This window comes from Streptomyces sp. NPDC050997, from assembly GCF_040660135.1.
Lineage (GTDB): Bacteria > Actinomycetota > Actinomycetes > Streptomycetales > Streptomycetaceae > Streptomyces.
Map to the genome: position 1 here is coordinate 301,813 of NZ_JBFAGK010000010.1, position 19,210 is coordinate 321,022.

The 19,210-nt window shown below is 71.7% G+C and carries 17 protein-coding genes; 12 read left to right on the forward strand and 5 right to left on the reverse strand.

Annotated elements, in window-relative coordinates; genetic code table 11:
- Positions 1-12 precede the first annotated feature (12 nt).
- Positions 13-1,893, forward strand: coding sequence for a phosphatidylglycerol lysyltransferase domain-containing protein (locus tag AB0H86_RS24215; RefSeq protein ID WP_362442333.1), 1,881 nt, complete (start codon positions 13-15; stop codon positions 1,891-1,893).
- The gene (locus AB0H86_RS24220) at positions 1,890-2,576 is read left to right on the forward strand and encodes a hypothetical protein (RefSeq protein ID WP_362442336.1); all 687 of its coding nucleotides are present in this window, start codon (positions 1,890-1,892) and stop codon (positions 2,574-2,576) included. Before AB0H86_RS24215 ends, AB0H86_RS24220 begins: the two co-directional genes overlap by 4 nt.
- Here AB0H86_RS24220 and AB0H86_RS24225 read toward each other — a convergent pair.
- Entirely contained in the window at positions 2,528-3,280 is a 753-nt protein-coding gene (locus tag AB0H86_RS24225; RefSeq protein ID WP_362442339.1) for a hypothetical protein, read from the reverse strand. The two genes, AB0H86_RS24220 and AB0H86_RS24225, sit on opposite strands and share 49 nt — an antisense overlap.
- 137 nt (positions 3,281-3,417) lie before the next feature.
- On the opposite strand from AB0H86_RS24225, the gene AB0H86_RS24230 reads away from it, so the two are divergent.
- Positions 3,418-4,203 carry an adenosylcobinamide-GDP ribazoletransferase gene (locus AB0H86_RS24230; protein WP_362442341.1) on the forward strand — a complete coding sequence of 262 codons (786 nt, stop codon included), beginning with the start codon at positions 3,418-3,420 and terminating at the stop codon, positions 4,201-4,203.
- Here AB0H86_RS24230 and AB0H86_RS24235 read toward each other — a convergent pair.
- The gene (locus tag AB0H86_RS24235; RefSeq protein ID WP_362442344.1) at positions 4,200-4,988 is read right to left on the reverse strand and encodes an endo alpha-1,4 polygalactosaminidase; all 789 of its coding nucleotides are present in this window, start codon (positions 4,986-4,988) and stop codon (positions 4,200-4,202) included. The genes AB0H86_RS24230 and AB0H86_RS24235 overlap by 4 nt on opposite strands.
- Positions 4,989-5,246: 258 nt before the next feature.
- Here AB0H86_RS24235 and AB0H86_RS24240 point away from each other — a divergent pair, with 258 nt between their 5' ends.
- The 7 genes from AB0H86_RS24240 to AB0H86_RS24270 all read left to right on the forward strand — a co-directional run bounded on the left by AB0H86_RS24240 (position 5,247) and on the right by AB0H86_RS24270 (position 15,797).
- Entirely contained in the window at positions 5,247-6,776 is a 1,530-nt protein-coding gene (locus AB0H86_RS24240; RefSeq protein ID WP_362442347.1) for a leucyl aminopeptidase, read from the forward strand.
- A 246-nt stretch (positions 6,777-7,022) separates the two neighbouring features.
- The gene (gene lpdA / locus AB0H86_RS24245) at positions 7,023-8,411 is read left to right on the forward strand and encodes a dihydrolipoyl dehydrogenase (protein WP_362442350.1); all 1,389 of its coding nucleotides are present in this window, start codon (positions 7,023-7,025) and stop codon (positions 8,409-8,411) included.
- 68 nt (positions 8,412-8,479) lie between these two features.
- Positions 8,480-10,318, forward strand: a complete 1,839-nt coding sequence (gene sucB, locus AB0H86_RS24250; RefSeq protein ID WP_362442353.1) for a 2-oxoglutarate dehydrogenase, E2 component, dihydrolipoamide succinyltransferase — start codon at positions 8,480-8,482, stop codon at positions 10,316-10,318.
- Between the two features lie 216 nt (positions 10,319-10,534).
- A complete protein-coding gene (locus AB0H86_RS24255) occupies positions 10,535-11,158 on the forward strand; it encodes a GntR family transcriptional regulator (RefSeq protein ID WP_362442355.1) in 624 nt (207 codons plus the stop codon).
- A gap of 253 nt (positions 11,159-11,411) precedes the next feature.
- Entirely contained in the window at positions 11,412-14,123 is a 2,712-nt protein-coding gene (gene aceE, locus AB0H86_RS24260; RefSeq protein ID WP_362442358.1) for a pyruvate dehydrogenase (acetyl-transferring), homodimeric type, read from the forward strand.
- A gap of 107 nt (positions 14,124-14,230) precedes the next feature.
- Entirely contained in the window at positions 14,231-15,205 is a 975-nt protein-coding gene (locus AB0H86_RS24265; RefSeq protein WP_362442361.1) for a WYL domain-containing protein, read from the forward strand.
- 73 nt (positions 15,206-15,278) lie between these two features.
- Positions 15,279-15,797, forward strand: a complete 519-nt coding sequence (locus AB0H86_RS24270) for a DUF4240 domain-containing protein (RefSeq protein WP_362442504.1) — start codon at positions 15,279-15,281, stop codon at positions 15,795-15,797.
- Between the two features lie 25 nt (positions 15,798-15,822).
- Here the strand turns inward: AB0H86_RS24270 and AB0H86_RS24275 are convergent, their stop codons facing one another.
- Both AB0H86_RS24275 and AB0H86_RS24280 read right to left on the reverse strand, forming a co-directional pair.
- Complete coding sequence (locus AB0H86_RS24275) at positions 15,823-16,029, reverse strand: hypothetical protein (protein WP_362442364.1); 207 nt, start codon at positions 16,027-16,029, stop codon at positions 15,823-15,825.
- A 101-nt stretch (positions 16,030-16,130) separates the two neighbouring features.
- Positions 16,131-16,958, reverse strand: coding sequence for a peptidoglycan recognition protein (locus AB0H86_RS24280; protein ID WP_362442367.1), 828 nt, complete (start codon positions 16,956-16,958; stop codon positions 16,131-16,133).
- A gap of 203 nt (positions 16,959-17,161) precedes the next feature.
- Here AB0H86_RS24280 and AB0H86_RS24285 point away from each other — a divergent pair, with 203 nt between their 5' ends.
- Together AB0H86_RS24285 and AB0H86_RS24290 are read left to right on the forward strand one after the other, a co-directional pair.
- Positions 17,162-18,346 (forward strand): MarP family serine protease, encoded by a 1,185-nt coding sequence (locus AB0H86_RS24285; RefSeq protein WP_362442370.1) that lies wholly within the window; start codon positions 17,162-17,164, stop codon positions 18,344-18,346.
- 106 nt (positions 18,347-18,452) lie between these two features.
- Complete coding sequence (locus AB0H86_RS24290; RefSeq protein WP_362442373.1) at positions 18,453-18,668, forward strand: hypothetical protein; 216 nt, start codon at positions 18,453-18,455, stop codon at positions 18,666-18,668.
- On the opposite strand, the gene AB0H86_RS24295 is transcribed toward AB0H86_RS24290, so the two are convergent.
- On the reverse strand, positions 18,649-19,146 hold the full coding sequence (locus tag AB0H86_RS24295) for a GNAT family N-acetyltransferase (RefSeq protein ID WP_362442376.1): 498 nt from the start codon (positions 19,144-19,146) through the stop codon (positions 18,649-18,651). The two genes, AB0H86_RS24290 and AB0H86_RS24295, sit on opposite strands and share 20 nt — an antisense overlap.
- Between the last annotated feature and the right edge of the window lie 64 nt (positions 19,147-19,210).

Consider the following 19,210-nt stretch of genomic DNA (forward strand, 5'->3'; position numbering starts at 1 on the left):
TGATCCCCGTTCATGGGAGATGTCCGAATTGCCACGGAACAGGACCGGCCCCGCACCCCACCGGGCACAACGGCCCCACCGGGCACGACAGCCCAACCGAGTACCCCCGGTCGGCACGGGACGGCGGACCGGCGGTCGACGGCCGCTTCGCGGCGGGCCGCCAAGTTCGCCGTGTGGTACCTGCGCGCCGTCGCGTTCGTCAACTTCCTCAGTGCGGTGTGGGTCTCCCTGGGGCAGGACGTACGGCGCCACAACCAGGAGAACTACTTCACGCCGTATCTGCTGACCGCCGGCTTCGCCTCCGGTGTGTTCACGGCGTTCCTCGCGATCACCATGCGGCGGCGGAAGCGGGCGGCCTGGATCCTGAACCTCGCGCTGGCCGGGCCGTTCCTGCCGCTGCTCGCCTCGGCCATGGCGTTCCCGGAGGTGCGGCAGTACGCCCAGAACTGGATCTCGCTCGTCCTCACCGCCGCCTTCGTGGCCGCGCTGCTGATCGGACGACGGGAGTTCTACGCCAAGGGCGACCGGTCCAACCCGAAGCTCGCCGCCGCCGTCGCGGTCGGCGGCCTGCTGGTGTCCTCGCTGCTCGCCGCGCTGCTGGTGACGGTCACCAACGACGCGCCCGGCCCGTCCACCTTCGCGGAGCGCTGGCGCTACGGCGCCCTGCGGCTGGTCTCGGTCGCCGCCGACGAGTCCCACTTCTCCGGGATCGCCCCGCCGAACTGGGTGAACGTCGTCGTCAACGTGCTCAGCACGGCCCTCGTCCTCGCCGTCCTGTATGCCGCCTTCCGCTCCCGGTGGGCCGTGGACCCGCTCACCGAGGACGACGAGAGACGGCTGCGGGCGCTGCTGGAACGGCACGGCGAGCGGGACTCGCTCGGGTACTTCGCGTTACGGCGGGAGAAGAGCGTCGTCTGGTCGCCGACCGGCAAGGCGGCCGTGGCGTACCGGGTGATCGGCGGGGTGTCGCTGGCCTCCGGTGATCCGCTCGGCGACCCGGAGGCCTGGCCCGGCGCGATCGAGCCCTGGCTCGCCGAGGCGCGGGCGCACGGCTGGATCCCGGCGGTGATGGGCGCGGGCGAGGAGGCGGGGACCGTCTACGCCCGGCACGGTCTGGACGCCCTCGAACTCGGCGACGAGGCGATCGTCGAGGTGGCCGAGTTCACGCTGGAGGGACGGGCCATGCGGTCCGTGCGGCAGGCCCACAACCGGGTCGGCCGGGCAGGGTACGAGGTGCGCGTCCGACGGCACGAGGACATTCCGGCCGACGAGATGACGTGTCTGCTGGAACGCGCCGACAACTGGCGGGACGGGGCCACCGAACGCGGGTTCAGCATGGCGCTGGGGAGGCTCGGGGACCCGGACGACGGGCGGTGCGTGATGGTCGAGTGCACCGACGCCCGGGGCGAGTTGAGGGCTCTGCTGTCCTTCGTGCCCTGGGGGCCGCACGGGCTGTCCCTCGACCTCATGCGGCGCGACCGGGACTGCGGCAACGGCCTGATGGAGTTCATGGTGATCGAACTCCTGCGCCGCGCCCACGAGATCCAGGTCACCCAGGTCTCGCTCAACTTCGCCATGTTCCGTGCGGTCTTCGAACGTGGCGCACGTCTGGGTGCCGGACCGGTGCTGAGGCTGTGGCGGTCGCTGCTCAGCTTCTTCTCGCGCTGGTGGCAGATCGAGTCGCTGTACCGCGCCAACGCCAAGTACCGGCCCATCTGGGAGCCGCGGTTCCTGCTCTTCGAGAAGAGCGCGGACCTGCCGCGCATCGGCATCGCGTCGGCGCGCGCGGAGGGCTTCCTGGAGGTGCCGGGACTGCTGGGACTTCTGGGACTGTCAGGACTGCCGGGACTGTCGGGACTGCCGGGACTCACGGGGACGAGGACCACCGGATGAAGACGCTCACCCGCTGGGCGCGCGCCGAATGGGGGCTGCTGTACGTCACCGTGCGCGAGCCGCTGCTCCGGCGCGGGTGGCGGGCGGTCCCGATGACGATCGGGGCGGTGTGTCTGACGGCGCTGCTGCAGTACGCGCAGAACCAGTCGTGGGGTTACCGGTTCGTGCAGGACATCGGGGCCGTGCGCGCCGAGGACCCCCTGTGGCAGGCGCTGCTGCGCACTCCCCTCTCCCTGTTCGTGCCCGCGCTTGACCTGCCCGTCTGGGGCGCCCTGGCGCAGATCCTGCTGGTGTTCGGGATCGCCGAGATCTGTCTGGGCCGGTGGCGGACGCTCACCCTGGCCTACGCGGCCACGCTCGCCGGGACCCTGTACGCGCGCCTGGGCATCCGACTGGGCCCCGACCACCTGCTGGGTCTGCCCGGCTCGGACGCGTACGTGGTGGACACCGGCCCGTCGGCGGCCGTGGTGGGCCTCGCGGTGTTCCTGGGGTGGCGCTACGGCGCCTACGTCACCGCGGGCGGGGTGATCGCGGCGATGGTGGTCGAGGTGGCGGTGAAGGAGAACCTGGCCGGCAAGGAACATCTGGCGGCCATCGTGGTGGTCCTGGTGCTGTGCGGGGTGTCCGCCCTGCGTCACCGGCGGGCGACCACCGGGTCGGGCTTGCCGCCGATCAAGTCCTGAAGTCTGCGGCTGGGGCCCGCCCAGCGTCGGTCGTGGTGGTAGTCACGCAGGATCGACTTCGCGCGGGCCCGCGGGCGGCGCCGGTAGAAGCGCTTGGCCCAGGGGGACCCCGGGCGGGCCAGCCGCATGAAGCCGACCAGGCCGACCAGCGGGATGATCACACTGAAGATCGCCATCCGGGCCTTGCCCTTGCTCAGCACGAGCAGGGCGAAGAGGAAGTTGCCCGCCACGGTGAAGATGACTCTGCCGCGGTCCTGGAGCTCTTCCTGGGACATGTCGTTGACGCCGAACGGCAAGAACCCGGAGAGGGCCAGGCCGACCAGGGCCGCCGTGAGCACCACCACCTCGACGCTCTTGCGGCCGGCCTCGGTCCAGTAGACGTCGTCGAGGTGCAGGATCAGCGCGAACTCGTCCAGGACCAGGCCCGCGCCGATACCGAAGACGACCGCGAAGGCCGCGGAACCGAAGCCGTACCGGCTGCTGGCGACCGCGCCGAAGCCGCCGACGACGGTGAGGAAAACGCCGGGGACCACGTGATGGATATGCACTCCCCCGGCGCTGACGTTGCCGAAGGGACCCTTGCCCGCCCTGATCATGCGCGTGACGACCCGGGTGATCACAAAGGTGAGGATGAACGCGGTCAGGGCCAGCAACAGCGGGAGTTTGCCCGGTTCGACGATGTTGCGGTTCAGCCAGTGCCCCATCCCCCCAGTCTTCCGGGGAGCGGACAGGGCCGCCTGACGGATGTGGCGTCCGGGCGAGGGGTGTCGTTCGGATCACCTCGGGTCCGGGCCGATGAGCGCGGAGACATGATCCGCCGGGCAGGCCCTACTCTGCCGGGGTGTCCATAGCCCTGCCGCTCGACGGTTTCCGTTTCGCCTTCGGCACCCTCAGTGTGTTCCCCGTCACGGTGAAGCGCTGGGACCGGGAGGCCGCCCGGGGCGGGATGCTCTGCGCTCCCCTGGTCGGAGTGGTATTGGGCGGCCTCTCCGCCGTCGTCGGGCTCCTGCTGCTCGTCCTCGGTGCCTCGCCCCTCCTCGCCGCCGTCGCCACCGTCGCGGTGCCCGCCGTCCTCACCCGGGGCCTGCATCTCGACGGGCTCGCGGACACGGCGGACGGCCTCGGCAGCGGCAGGCCCGCCGAGGACGCCCTGCGGATCATGAAGCAGTCGGACATCGGGCCCTTCGGGGTGATCGCCCTCGTCCTCGTCCTGTTCGCGCAGGTGGCCGCGGTGTCGCAGCTGTACGGCGACTCGTGGGCCCGGGGCGCGGTGGCCGCCGTGGTCTCGGCGACCACCGCCCGCCTCGCGCTCACCCTGGCGGCCCGCGCCGGGGTGCCGGCCGCCCGGCCGGAGGGGCTGGGGGCGGCGGTCGCGGGCGTGGTCCCGGCGAGCGCCGCCCTGATCACCGGCCTTGTCACCGTCGTGGCCGCGGCCGGCGCGGGGGCGCTCCTCGGGACGTACGACATCCTCCGCACGGCACTCGCGGTCGTCATCGCCGTCGGGCTCGCCGAACTCCTTCTGCGGCACTGCACCCGGCGGTTCGGCGGAGTGACCGGTGACGTGTTCGGAGGGCTCGCCGAGACCGCGGCCACCACCGCGCTCGTGGTGCTGACGCTGGGGTACTAGCAGGCCTCGCGCCACACCCCCAGTTCGTATTTCTTGAGCATCGAACTCAGCTTCAGGCGGCGGGAGTCGGCGCAGAAGCGGCGGGTGGGCAGTTCGTACTCGACGTGGAAGACGGCCTTGTCCGCGGTGATGAAGGGCTTCAGGTCGTCGCATTCCTCGTACTGGGCGCACTGTTCGTTGACCGCGAAGTCGAAGTCGGCCACCAACTGCGGGATCTGGTCGAGGTCGTTCTTCAGCCCCACGGCCAGACCGCGGTCGTGGGCGAGCTTCGCGACCAGGCGGTTGTAGCGGAGCTGGTCGGTTGCGGTCAGCGGGAAGCCGCTGCGGTTGCGGTAGCCGTCCATGTTGTCCGGCTCCACCGCGTCGAAGCCCTTGTCGCGGCACATGTCGATACGGGCCGCCATCAGGGGCTCCAGAACGTCCGTGCGGCGGATGTCGAGCCAGCGCTCGCCCTCCCAGCCGTTGCCCTTGCCCAGCACCGACCTGGGGAATTTGTCGGCGTCGGGCCGCCAGTCCTCCCAGGCGCCGGTCGAGAGGTAGCAGATCACCTTGCGGTCCTCGTCGTGCAGCGCGGCGACCGTCGCCTCGGGCTGGTCGAAGCCGTCGATGTCGTAGACCGGGACGTCGACGCCGGTGTCGACACGGCCGCTGAGCTGCCACTGCCAGGCCACTGAGGGGCGCGGCCGCCAGCGGTCGCCGGTCTGCCGGTCGGCGTCCTTGCCGGGGGCCGTCGTACAGGCCGTCAGCAGCAGTAGCAGGGCTGCGAACAGGATGGGGCGTCTCACCGGGCGGGCTCCAGGGTATGCGGCAACGTACCCCCAAGGATGATCTACCGGGCCGGTACGTTCCCCCCGGGCCCTCGTGCGGTTTCACAGCGGAGGACCCGTGTGAGCGGATGCGGCCCCGAGCGTAGGCTCGTGCCGGGGCTTTGCCCGCCCGGTAGAGACCGTTCCGCAGGGGGGCTCTAGGGTCGCTTGTCGGGCCCGGTCGACCCACCCGTATTCGGCCACAGCACACTTCAACGGAAGCGAGATTTCACCACCGTGACTGCTCTCACTCTCAGCACCGCCGCGGCGCCCGGCCTGCGGGCCGACGCGATCGTGATCGGTGTTGCCAAGGGTGCCGAAGGCCCGGTCGTCGCACCGGGCGCTGAGGCTGTGGACAAGGCGTACGACGGCAAACTCGCAGGCGTCCTGGAGACCCTCGGCGCCGCCGGTGCCGAGGGCGAGGTGACGAAGCTGCCCGCACCGGCAGGCTTCAAGGCGCCGCTCGTGGTGGCGGTGGGCCTGGGCGCCGAGCCCGAGAAGGACGCCGGGTTCGACGCGGAGGCGCTCCGCAAGGCCGCCGGTGTCGCGGCCCGCACGCTCAAGGGCATCAAGAAGGCCGCGTTCGCGCTGCCGCTCGCGGACGCCGCCGACGCCGGCGCGGTCGCGGAGGGCGTACTGCTCGGGGCGTACAGCTTCGACGCGTACAAGGACACCGCGGGCGCCAAGAGCAAGGTCGGCAACGGCAAGGCGCCGCTCGCCGAGGCCGCGCTGCTCGGCGGCAAGCCCCGCGACCGGGAGTACAAGGCGGCGCTCGACCGTGCCACCGCCGTGGTCGAGGAGCTCAACCGCGCCCGCGACCTCATCAACATGCCGCCGAACGACCTCGACCCGGAGGCGTTCGCCGCCGTCGCGCAGACCGCGGCGAAGGAGCACGGCATCAAGGTGCAGGTGCTCGACGAGAAGGCCCTCGTCAAGGGCGGCTACGGCGGCATCCTCGGGGTCGGCGCCGGATCGGCGGCGGGTCCGCGGCTGGTGAAGCTGTCGTACACCTCCTCCAAGGCGAAGAAGCACCTCGCCTTCGTCGGCAAGGGCATCACGTACGACTCGGGCGGCATCTCGCTGAAGCCGGCCGGTCACAACGAGACGATGAAGTGCGACATGAGCGGGGCGGCCGCCGTCTTCGCCGCGGTCGTCGCCGCCGCGCGGCTCGGCCTGGAGGTCAATGTCACCGGCTGGCTGGCGCTGGCCGAGAACATGCCGTCGGGCTCCGCGACCCGGCCGGGTGACGTGCTGCGCATGTACAGCGGCAAGACGGTGGAGGTGCTCAACACCGACGCGGAGGGCCGGCTGGTCCTGGCCGACGCGCTGTGGGCGGCGTCGCAGGAGAAGCCGGACGCGATCGTGGACGTGGCGACGCTGACCGGCGCGATGATGCTGGCGCTGGGCAACCGGACGTTCGGGGTCATGGCGAACGACGACGCGTTCCGCTCCGCGGTGCACGAGGCAGCCGAGGAGGTGGGTGAGCCGGCGTGGCCGATGCCGCTGCCGGAGCACCTGCGCAAGGGGATGGACTCCGCCACCGCCGACATCGCGAACATGGGTGAGCGGATGGGCGGCGGACTGGTCGCCGGCCTGTTCCTGCGGGAGTTCGTGGGCGAGGGGATCACCTGGGCGCACCTCGACATCGCGGGGCCCGCGTTCAACGAGGGCGGCCCGTTCGGATACACGCCCAAGGGCGGTACGGGCACGGCCGTGCGCACGCTGGTTCGGCTGGCCGAGCTGACCGCGGCGGGCGATCTGGGCTGAGTTCCGTCGCCGGGGCCCCGCACGCGGGTGGTGCGGGGCCCCCGTCGCCCGACAGCTCGGTGCGCTCTCAAGTGAGCGTGGTGCGTCTCACAGCCCGGCCCGGCGTCCCTTTCACCGGCGACAGGTGCGAAGATGGGGCTCGGCAGGACAGGGCCCCACCCGAAGGGCCGAAGAACGAGCGGCCGGACACCAGCCGCCGACCGGTCACTGGAGACCGGCGTGGCGCACATGCATGGAGGACGTGACGTGGCGAACGACGCCAGCACCGTTTTCGACCTAGTGATCCTCGGCGGTGGTAGCGGTGGTTACGCCGCGGCCCTGCGCGGGGCGCAGCTGGGCCTGGACGTCGCCCTGATCGAGAAGGACAAGGTCGGCGGTACCTGCCTGCACCGGGGTTGCATTCCCACCAAGGCCCTGCTGCACGCGGGCGAGATCGCCGACCAGGCCCGCGAGAGCGAGCAGTTCGGTGTGAAGGCCACCTTCGAGGGCATCGACGTACCGGCCGTCCACAAGTACAAGGACGGCGTCATCGCGGGCCTGTACAAGGGATTGCAGGGGCTCATCGCCTCCCGCAAGGTGACGTACATCGAGGGCGAGGGACGTCTGTCCTCCGCGACCTCCGTCGATGTCAACGGCCAGCGCGTCCAGGGCCGCCACGTGCTCCTCGCGACCGGCTCCGTGCCGAAGTCGCTGCCGGGCCTGGAGATCGACGGCGACCGGGTCATCTCCTCCGACCACGCCCTCGTGCTGGACCGCGTACCGAAGTCGGCGATCGTCCTCGGCGGCGGTGTCATCGGCGTCGAGTTCGCCTCCGCCTGGAAGTCCTTCGGCGCGGACATCACCGTGATCGAGGGCCTGAAGCACCTCGTTCCGGTCGAGGACGAGAACTCCTCCAAGCTTCTTGAGCGCGCGTTCCGCAAGCGCGGCATCAAGTTCAACCTGGGCACCTTCTTCTCGAAGGTCGAGTACACCCAGGACGGCGTCAAGGTCACCCTCGCCGACGGCAAGGAGTTCGAGGCGGAGGTCCTGCTCGTGGCCGTCGGCCGCGGCCCTGTGTCCCAGGGCCTGGGCTACGAGGAGCAGGGCGTCGCCATCGACCGCGGCTACGTCCTGGTCGACGAGTACATGCGCACCAACGTTCCGACCATCTCCGCCGTCGGTGACCTGGTCCCGACCCTCCAGCTCGCGCACGTCGGCTTCGCCGAGGGCATCCTGGTGGCGGAGCGTCTGGCCGGACTGAAGACCGTTCCGATCGACTACGACGGTGTCCCCCGGGTGACGTACTGCCACCCCGAGGTCGCCTCCGTGGGCATCACCGAGGCCAAGGCCAAGGAGATCTACGGTGCGGACAAGGTCGTCGCTCTGAAGTACAGCCTCGCGGGCAACGGCAAGAGCAAGATCCTCAACACCGCGGGCGAGATCAAGCTCATCCAGGTCAAGGACGGTGCCGTGGTCGGCGTCCACATGGTCGGCGACCGCATGGGCGAGCAGGTCGGCGAAGCCCAGCTGATCTACAACTGGGAGGCGCTGCCCGCCGAGGTCGCGCAGCTCATCCACGCCCACCCGACCCAGAACGAGGCGATGGGCGAGGCGCACCTGGCCCTGGCCGGCAAGCCTCTCCACGCGCACGACTGACCCTCGGTCGACAACGCGACTCCGCGACGAACACAGACTTCCGCAATTCGTAAGGAGCAACCGAAACCATGGCGGTTTCCGTAACCCTTCCGGCGCTCGGCGAGAGCGTCACCGAGGGCACCGTCACCCGCTGGCTGAAGGCCGAGGGTGAGCGCGTAGAGGCCGACGAGCCGTTGCTCGAGGTCTCGACCGACAAGGTCGACACCGAGATCCCCTCGCCCGCCGCCGGTGTCCTTGCGTCCATCAAGGTCGCCGAGGACGAGACCGTCGAGGTCGGCGCCGAGCTGGCCGTCATCGACGACGGCACGGGCACCCCCGCTGCCGCCCCGGCCCCGGCCGCAGAGCCCGTCGCGGAGCCCGCTCCCGAGCCGGCTCCGCAGGCCACCCCGTCCACCGAGCAGGCCGCCCCGGCGCCCGCTCCCACCGCCGAGGCCGCCACCGGCGCCGGCTCCGCCGAGGGCACGGACGTCGTCCTGCCCGCGCTCGGCGAGTCCGTCACCGAGGGCACCGTCACCCGGTGGCTGAAGGAGGTCGGCGACTCCGTCGAGGCCGACGAGCCGCTGCTCGAGGTCTCCACGGACAAGGTCGACACCGAGATCCCGGCGCCCACCTCCGGTGTGCTGCTGGAGATCACGGTCGCCGAGGACGAGACCGCCGAGGTCGGCGCCAAGCTGGCCGTGATCGGCGCCCCGGGCGCGGCTCCGGCCGCTGCACCGGCCCCCGCCGCCCCGGCCCCCGCTCCGGCCCCGGCCCCGGCTCCGGCTGCGGAGGCCCCTGCTCCGGCTCCCGCCCCGGCCGCTCCCGCGGCTCCGGCCCCGGCTCCGGCTCCGGCTCCGGCTCCGGCCCCGCAGGCGCCCACGGCTCCGGCTCCGCAGCAGCAGACCACCCCGGCTCCCGATCCGGTCCCGTCCGCTCCCGCGCCGGCTCCGGCGCCGGCCGCGCAGGCTCCCGCCGCCACCTCCGGTGACGACGGCGCCTATGTGACCCCGCTGGTGCGCAAGCTCGCCGCCGAGAACGGCGTCGACCTGGCCACCGTCAAGGGCACCGGCGTCGGCGGCCGGATCCGCAAGCAGGACGTCGTCGCCGCCGCCGAGGCCGCGAAGGCCGCCGCGGCCGCTCCGGCTCCGGCCGCTGCCGCCGCCCCGGCTCCGGCCGCCAAGAAGGCCCCGAGCCTGGAGGCCTCCCCGCTCCGGGGCCAGACCGTCAAGATGCCGCGCATCCGCAAGGTCATCGGCGACAACATGGTCAAGGCGCTGCACGAGCAGGCGCAGCTGTCGTCGGTCGTCGAGGTCGACGTCACGCGCCTGATGAAGCTGCGCGCCCGGGCCAAGGACGCGTTCGCGGCCCGTGAGGGCGTGAAGCTCTCCCCGATGCCGTTCTTCGTCAGGGCCGCGGCCCAGGCGCTGAAGGCGCACGCGCCCATCAACGCCAAGATCAACGAGGCCGAGGGGACCATCACCTACTTCGACACCGAGAACGTCGGTATCGCGGTGGACTCCGAGAAGGGCCTGATGACCCCGGTCATCAAGCACGCCGGCGACCTCAACATCGCCGGTATCGCCAAGGCCACGGCGGAGCTCGCGGGCAAGGTCCGCGCCAACAAGATCACTCCGGACGAGCTGTCCGGCGCGACCTTCACCATCTCCAACACCGGTTCGCGCGGTGCGCTCTTCGACACGATCATCGTGCCGCCGGGCCAGGTCGCGATCCTCGGTATCGGTGCCACGGTCAAGCGTCCGGCCGTCATCGAGACGGAGGAGGGCACGGTCATCGGCGTCCGCGACATGACGTACCTGACCCTCTCCTACGACCACCGTCTGGTGGACGGCGCCGACGCGGCCCGTTACCTGACCGCGGTCAAGGCGATCCTGGAGGCGGGCGAGTTCGAGGTCGAGCTCGGCCTGTAGCCCCCAGCGGCAGCTGTACGGTGCCCCCGTCCGGAGTTTCCGGGCGGGGGCACCGCTTTCCCGTCTCGGCGAAGACGCCCAGCTGAGGGCGTGTAAGCCTTGTCTCACCTGCACTGAAGCGCCCCTGTGCGCCCCTTCCGGACGAGCCCGCGGCCTTATTGTCTAAACGTCAAACGCGCCAGGGGCCGAGGGGCGGCCCCTCCCTAAGGAGCTCTCATGACCGCGCCCGTCGTCCACTCGCTGCGCGAACAGATCCGCGAGCACATCGTGGAGGGGATCGTCAGCGGGCGCTGGCAGCCGGGCGAGCGGATCGTGGAGCGGCGGATCGCGACCGAGCTGGAGGTCAGCCAGACACCCGTGCGGGAGGCGCTGCGCGAGCTGGAGTCGCTGCGGCTGATCGAGTCCGCGCCGAACAAGGGCGTGCGGGTGCGGAACCTGACGGCGGCCGACCTGGAGGAGAGCTACCCGGTCCGGGCCGGTCTGGAGGCGATCGCGGCGGAGCTGGCGGCGGTGCGGCTGGCGGAGGACTGCTCGGCGCTGGAGCCGCATGTCTTCGCCCTGTACGAGGCCGACCGGGAGGCCGACGGCACGGCCCAGGTGCGGCACACGGTGGGCTTCCACCGGGAACTGGTCCGCGCGGCCGGCAACTCGGTGCTGCTGCACACCTGGGAGGGCCTGGGCATCGAGGTGTTCACGGCCCTGTCGATCCGCTGGCTGGGGACGGTGCAGCAGTCGTACGCGGAGGAGCACGAGGAACTGGTGCAGGCGTTCCGGAGGCGGGACCCGAGGATCGCGGAGCTGGTGAAAGCGCACGTACTGGGGTGCGCGCCACGGGCCTGACGCAGCCGAGCACACCCCTGCTCACCTGCGAAAACCCCCCGAAAGACCCGGCACGGCGTGCCTGCCCGAAAGGCACCGCGTGCCGACTTTCTCGTTATCAAGAAGTTTTACCCCTCAACCCTTTGATCGATCATCGATCAGGGAGTTAGAGTCACCGCGGGCCTTACCGAGGCCCTCGCCCTGTCCTGCCAAAGACCAAGGGCACCCCCGATAACCCCATAGGGAACCCCCTTCGACTGAGGAAGGCGGCGACATGACCGACCCCCACGCCATCCAGCCGAGCGCGCTCGACCAGCTCCCCGACCGGGACCCGGAGGAGACCGCCGAATGGCAGGCCTCCCTGGACGCGGTCACCAAGGCGGCCGGGCCGCACCGTGCCGCGTACCTGATGCGGCGCACGCTGGAGCGTGCCGAGGGCAACGGCATCACGCTGCCCAAGCTGCTCGCGACGGACTACGTCAACACCATCCCCACCGCCGCCGAGCCGTCCGTGCCCGGTGACGAGGAGATGGAGCGGAAGATCACCGCGTGGAACCGCTGGAACGCGGCCGCGATGGTCACCCGCGGCGCGAAACACGGCGTCGGCGGCCACATCGCCACCTTCGCCTCCGCGGCCTGGCTCTACGAGACCGGCTTCAACCACTTCTTCAAGGGCAAGGAATCCCAGGAGTCGCCCGGCTCGGGCGACCAGCTCTACATCCAGGGACACGCCTCTCCCGGCATCTACGCCCGCGCCTTCCTCGACGGCCGGCTGGACGAGTCGCACCTCGACAACTTCCGCCGCGAGTCCGCCGGCGGCGGCCTTCCGTCGTACCCGCACCCGCGCCGGCTGCCCTGGCTGTGGGAGTTCCCGACGGTGTCGATGGGCCTCGGCCCGCTGTCCGCCATCTACCAGGCGCGCTTCAACCGCTACCTCACCAACCGCGCCGTCAAGGACGTCTCCGCGTCCCACGTGTGGGCGTTCCTCGGTGACGGCGAGATGGACGAGCCCGAGTCGACGGCGGCCCTCGGGCTCGCCGCCCGCGAGGAGCTCGACAACCTCACCTTCGTCATCAACTGCAACCTGCAGCGCCTCGACGGCCCGGTCCGCGCGAACTTCAAGATCGTGCAGGAGCTGGAGGCCCAGTTCCGGGGCGCCGGCTGGAACGTCGTCAAGACGCTGTGGGGCACGGCCTGGGACGAGCTGTTCCAGCTCGACACCACCGGCGCGCTCGTACGCCGCCTGCGCGAGGTACCCGACGCCCAGGTGCAGACGTACCAGACCCGCGACGTCGCCTACATCCGCCAGGACTTCTTCGGCTCGGACCCGGCGCTCGTCGAGCTGGCGAAGCTGCTGAGCGACGACAAGATCCTGGAGTGTTTCCACCTCTCCCGCGGCGGCCACGAGGCCCGCAAGGTGTATGCGGCCTACAAGGCGGCCGTCGAGCACAAGGGCGCCCCGACGGTCATCCTGGCGCAGACGGTCAAGGGCCACACCCTCGGCGAGGGCTTCGCGTCGAAGAACGCCAACCACCAGATGAAGAAGCTCTCGGTGGACGAGTTCAAGTCGATGCGGGACCTGCTCGAACTGCCCATCTCGGACAGCCAGTTCGTCGACGGCGTGGTGCCCTACGGCCACCCGGGCGCCGACTCCCCCGAGGTCCGCTACCTCCAGGAGCGCCGCGCCGCCCTCGGCGGCCCGGCCCCGGCCCGCCGCACCCACGCGCTCGCCCCGCTGCCCGCCCCCGCGGACAAGACGTTCACCTCCTTCGACAAGGGCTCGGGCTCGCAGAACGTGGCGACCACGATGGCCTTCGTCCGGCTCGTCAAGGACCTGGTCCGCGACAAGGAGACCGGCAAGCGCTGGGTGCCGATCGTCCCCGACGAGGCGCGCACCTTCGGCATGGAGTCGCTGTTCCCGTCGCTCGGCATCTACTCGCCCAAGGGCCAGACGTACGAGCCGGTCGACCGCGACCAGCTGATGTACTACAAGGAGGCCAAGAACGGCCAGATCCTCAACGAGGGGATCACCGAGGCCGGTTCGATGGCCGACTTCATCGCCGCTTCGACGTCGTACGCGACGCACGGCGAGGCGATGATCCCGTTCTACATCTTCTACTCGATGTTCGGCTGGCAGCGCACGGCCGACCAGATGTGGCAGCTCGGCGACCAGCTCGGCCGCGGCTTCCTGGTCGGCGCCACGGCCGGCCGGACCACCCTGACCGGTGAGGGCCTCCAGCACGCCGACGGGCACTCCCCCGTCATCGCGGCGACCAACCCCGCCGCCCTGTCGTACGACCCGGCGTTCGCCTACGAGATCGCGGCGATCGTGAAGGAGGGCCTGCGCCGGATGTACGGCGAGGCGGCCCCGGGCGAGGACCAGAACGTCTTCTACTACCTCACCGTCTACAACGAGCCGATGCCGCAGCCGGCCAAGCCGTCCGGCGAGGGCGTCGACGAGGGCATCGTCAAGGGCCTGTACCGCTTCAACACGGCGGAGTCGGCCGGGCTGTCCCCCGTGGCCAACGCCCCGCGGATCCAGCTGCTGGGTTCCGGTACGGCGATCCACTGGGTCCTCAAGGCCCAGCGGCTGCTCGCCGAGGAATGGGGCGTGGCCGCCGACGTGTGGTCCGCGACCTCCTGGACCGAGCTGCGCCGGGACGCGCTGGAGGCCGACGAGGCCCTGCTGCGCGGCGAGGAGCGGCTGCCGTACGTCCGTCAGGCGCTCCAGAGCGCCGAGGGCCCGGTGCTCGCCGTCTCCGACTACATGCGCCAGGTCCCGGACCAGATCGCGCAGTGGGTCGAGCAGGACTACTCCTCGCTGGGCGCCGACGGCTTCGGTCTCTCGGACACCCGTGAGGCGGCCCGCCGCCACTTCGGTGTGGACGCCGAGTCGGTCGTCGTTGCGGCCCTGGCCCAGCTGGCCCGCCGCGGCGAGGTCAAGGCGACCGCGGTGAAGGAAGCCCGGGAGAAGTACGGCCTGTAGGCATCGCTTCCGTTCGAAGGGGCACGGCGTTCTCGCCGTGCCCCTTCGCCGTCGGCGGCTGTGTTGTCCGTGGCTGTGTTGTCGGTGGATCCCGGCATCATGAACGTATGCGTGCCGCCCGTCTCATCAAAATGGTGTTGCTGCTCCAGTCCCGGCCGTCCATGACCGCCGCCGAGCTGGCACGGGAGCTGGAGGTGTCCGAGCGGACCGTCACGCGGGACGCGCAGGCACTGTCGGAGGCGGGGGTGCCGGTGTACGCCGACCGGGGGCGGGCCGGCGGTTACCGGCTGATCGGCGGGTACCGCACCCGGCTGACCGGGCTGGCGCGCGGCGAGGCCGAGGCGCTGTTCCTGTCCGGGGTGCCGGGGGCGCTGCGCGAGATGGGCCTGGAGGACGCGGGCTCGGCGGCGCGGCTGAAGGTCTCCGCGGCCCTGCTCCCGTCGGTGCGGGACGCCTCGCGTACGGCGGCTCAGCGGTTCCATCTGGACGCGCCGAGCTGGTTCAAGGAGCCGAAGACACCCGAGCTGCTGCCGGCCGTCGCCGACGCGGTGTGGGACGACCGGCGGATCACCGCGCGCTACTGGCGCGGCGAGGGCGAGGTCGTGCGGGACCTGGAGCCGTACGGGCTCGTCCTGAAGGCGGGTGTCTGGTATCTGTGCGCGCGGGTGGCTGGGCACGGGTCCTACCGGGTGTACCGGATCGACCGGTTCACGGCGGTGAAGGCGGGCGAGGAGCGGTTCGCGCGGGACGAGGAGTTCGACCTGCCGGGTTTCTGGGAGGAGCGGGCCGAGCAGTTCGCGCGCTCCATCCTGCGCGCCGAGGTCGTCGTACGACTGACCCGGGACGGGGTGCGGGCCCTGCCGTACGCCGTCGACGGGCCGTCCGCCCGGGAGGCGCTGCAGGCCACCGGCCCGCCGGACGAGCTCGGGCGGGTGACGGTGACCCTGCCGGTGGAGTCCGAGGAGGTCGCGCACAGCCAGCTCGCGGCGCTCGGGCCGGAGGCGGAGGTACTGGCGCCGGAGAGTCTGCGGGCACGTTTCGCCGCGGACGCGATGCGCCTTTCCGCCCTCTATGGGACATAGCCTTGTACGGGACATAACAATCCGTCGCACTCCACGTGCGCCCCACCCTTCCAGGGCCGATGCTGGACCCGTGATGGACGAGACGGAGTTCTGGGAGCTGGTGGACGCCACCCGCGAGGCCGCCGAGGGCGACCCCGAGGAGCAGGCTGACCTGCTCGTGGACCGGCTGCTCCAGCTGGACCCGGAGATGGTCCTCGACTTCGCCCGTCACTTCGAGGCCCGTTTCAACCGCGCGTACACCTGGGACCTGTGGGGCGCCGCCTGGGTCCTGCTGGACGGGGCGAGCGACGACGCCTTCGACTTCTTCCGGTGCTGGCTGATCGGCCAGGGCCGCGAGGCGTACGAGGGTGCCGTGCACGTCCCGGACTCGCTCGCCGATCTCCTGGCCGACTTCGACGAGGAGCTCGACGGCGACGGCGAGGAACTCGGCTACGCGGCGGACGAGGCCTACGAGCAGCTCACCGGTACCGTCGCCCCCGACCTGGGCATCCCGCCCGCGGCCTCGGAGCCGGCCGGGACCCCCGTCGACTTCGAGAACGCACGGGTGCTGGCGGAGCGCTACCCCAGGCTGTGGGAGCGGTTCAGGGGCTGAGAGCCTGTGTCACAGGCTCTGAGGGCTACGCGACCCGGCGGCGGGTCGGGTCCGTCGGGAGGTACGCCTGGGTCTGGTCGACCGGCCGGTCGACCCGCGCCGCGTGGTGCATCGGTGCCTTGTTGGCCTGGTCGAGCGCGGACGCCGTGACGGCGGCCGGCCCCAGGACGACGGTCGCGACCGCGCAGACCACCGTCCACACCCGACTGCCGCCGCTCCTGCTGCTGCTCATGATCCCCACCTCCGGTCGGCTTCTGGTGAAGACCGTAGAGCGCGGATCTCTCAGCACCCTGCGCGCGGGCTGTGCCGTTCCTGTGGACCTCGGCATCCTCCTCACACCCTGCCCTGGAGCCGTGCCGCCCGTTCCCTGATCTCCGGCAGCCGGGCGGTGAGGGCCGCGCCGGGGCAGCTCGTCATGTAGCCGTCGTCGTGGCCAGCCAGGGCGGGCAGCAGGGCGGCGGTGCCGGACGCGTACCGGCTGAGGCTGTTGCTGGAGACCAGGCGGACCCTCGCGCGGGGGTCGACATCGGCCGGGCCCAGCTTCCAGGCGACCAGCGCGGCGATCGAGTCGATCATCGCCTTCGGCACCTTGACACCGGCGGTGAACGTGCCGACGGCGGCGATGCCCGTGGTGCGGTGGTTGAAGCCCTGGGTGTGGGCGCCGGTCACGGGCCGGCCGGGGCCGCCCGCGCGGCCCTCGTAGATGGTGCCGCAGCGGTCGACGAGGAAGTTGTAGCCGATGTCGTCCCAGTCCCGGGCGCCGGTCTGGCCCGCGTACAGGTAGCGGATGATGTGGGGCGTCTCGGCGCAGTCGTAGTCGTTGGGCGAGTCGGTGTGGTGGACGAAGACGGCGATGACCTTGTCGTCGTAGCGCGGCGGCGGCTGCGGGCGGCGGGTGTCGTCGTCCAGCCAGGTCGCGCGCGGCCGGATGGGCGGCCTGGTCGCGGAGTGCGGGGCGCCGGCCTGGCGGGGGACGGCGGTCTGCCGGGCGGCGGCGCGGGCGGCGGCCGTGTGTTCGACGCCGCTCGCGCACAGCACCAGCGCGCCGGCCGCGGCCAGGCCGGGCAGGCAGCCCAGCAGCACGAGTGCGGTGCCCGGTATGCGGCCCGCGCGTCGTCTCCGGGCCCGCCGCGGCCGCCGCCGTCTTCGCGAGACACACATGCTGCCACTGTCGGCCGGATCCGGTGCGCCCGCGATGTGTGCTGTGCCACCCGGTGGAACCATCGTCCGGGTCCGCGACGTTTCTCCAGGTGCACGCACGCGTGGCCGGTTCCGGTGGCCACGCGCGCGCGTGACTGATCACTGGGACCGTCCCACGCGTACTAGGAGACGCCCCCTGAGGGGTCCGAGAGAAAGGCGGCTCCGTGGACCTGCTCGACATCCTGCTGTTGCTGGTGATCCTCGCCTACGCGGCGTCCGGCTACCGGCGCGGGCTGGTGGCCGGCTGTGTCTCGTTCGCCGGGTTCGTGGGCGGCGCGGTCATCGGCGTGTGGGTGCTGCCGTGGATGATGGACCTGGCCACACCGGGGACGACCGCGGCGACGGTGACCGCGGTGCTGACCGTGCTGGTTCCGGCGGTGGTGGGGCACGAGCTCGCGGGGCGGCTGGCGCTGAAACTGCGCCGGGAGCTGGACCGGGGGCCGCTCAGGGTGGCCGACGGGGTCGGCGGGGCCGCGGCCAACTCGGTGGCGGTGCTGATCGTGGCGTGGGTGGTGGCGAGTGTGCTCGGCGCGTCCTCGTCCCCGCTGGTCACGACCGCGATCCGGGACTCCGCCCTGCTGGGCGCCGTCCAGGACACGATGCCGGACACCACTCCCGCCTGGTTCTCGCGGGCCACGTCCGCGCTCACCCAGGCGGGCTTCCCGCAGGTCTTCAACCCGTTCGAGAACGAGTCGACGGCCGAGGTCGCCAAGCCGACCGGCGACAGCGTCACGGCGAGCGCGACGAACGCCGCCAAGCTGAGCACCGTGAAGATCGAGGGCGTCGCGGGCACCCAGGGCCGCGAGGGCAGCGGCTTCGTGTACGCCCCGCGGCATGTGATGACCAACGCGCACGTGGTGGCCGGCATCGACGATCCGAGCGTACGGATCGGGGGTGTGGGGCGGTCCTACGAGTCACGGGTGGTGCTCTTCGACCCGAACAAGGACGTGGCGGTGCTGTACGTCCCCGAACTGAGCGCCCCGGTGCTGAAGTTCGACGGCGACGCCACACGCGGCGACTCGGCGGTGGTCGCCGGCTATCCGCAGGACGGCGACCTGAACCTGCAGGCGGCGACCGTGGCGAACCGAGTGCGGGCGACCGGCCAGAACATCTACAGCGACGCGACCGTCACCCGCGAGATCTACTCGATCCGCTCGACCGTCCGCCCCGGCAACTCCGGCGGCCCGTTGCTGACCACCGGCGGCCAGGTGTACGGCGTGGTCTTCGCCCGCTCCACCTCGGACGACGAGACGGGGTACGTCCTCACGGTGGCCGAGATCGCCGACGACGCGCGGCGCGCGTCGGACGCGACGGCTCCGGTGGACACGGGCGACCTGGTCACGTCCTGACGGACGCGGTCCATGGGGCACCGGCCGCCCTGAGACCCCCCGCCCACCTCGCCCTCGGACGGGGCAATCCCACGCCCGGCGGCACTCACGGCGTACCTCTGGGCGCATGTCCTGTGCCAGCCCGGCCCGCCGGGCCGCTCTCCTCCTGGTGTCCCTGTTCGCCCTCACCGCCGCCGCCCCGGCCGGCCATCCGGTCGGCCCCGGCTGGATGCTCGCCGGTTTCGCCACGGCGGCCGCGGTGGCCGGGGCCCCGCTCTACCTGCTCGTGCGCAGACGCCGTACGAGCGCCACCGCCGAGCAGGTCAGAGAGTGCGGCCCATGAGCACGTCGTCGACGTAGACGCCGTCCAGCAGGAACTCCTCGGGCAGGACCCCCTCCACCACGAAGCCCTCGGACTCGTACAGCCTGCGGGCGGGGATGTTGTGCCCCAGCACGCGCAGGGTGAGCCGGCGCGCCCCCTGCCGCCGGGCCTCCTCCCCCGCGGCCCGCAGCAGTGCCCGGCCGACCCCGGCGCCGCGCGCCTCGTCGGCCACCACGAGTCCCTGGATCTGGCGGACGTGGGCGTTGCAGGCGAGGGAGGTCGGGTGCGTCAGCCGGATGTAGCCGACGAGGATCCCGGCCAGTTCGGCGACGAGGTGGTCCCGGGGCCCGTACCGCCGGCTGTAGAAGGGGTCGTACGGCGGCCGGGGGCGCGGCATGACGGCGTGCAGCGGGGACCAGGCGTCGCGGTCGAGGCGGCCCAGCGCCTCCCCGTCGGCGAGGGCGGCGTGGCGTATGTGGGGTACCGGCATGACGGTCACCCTAGGCCGGGATACGGCGGGACCCCGATCAGGCCGGAGTGCGGCCGCTGAGCGAGGATGGCAC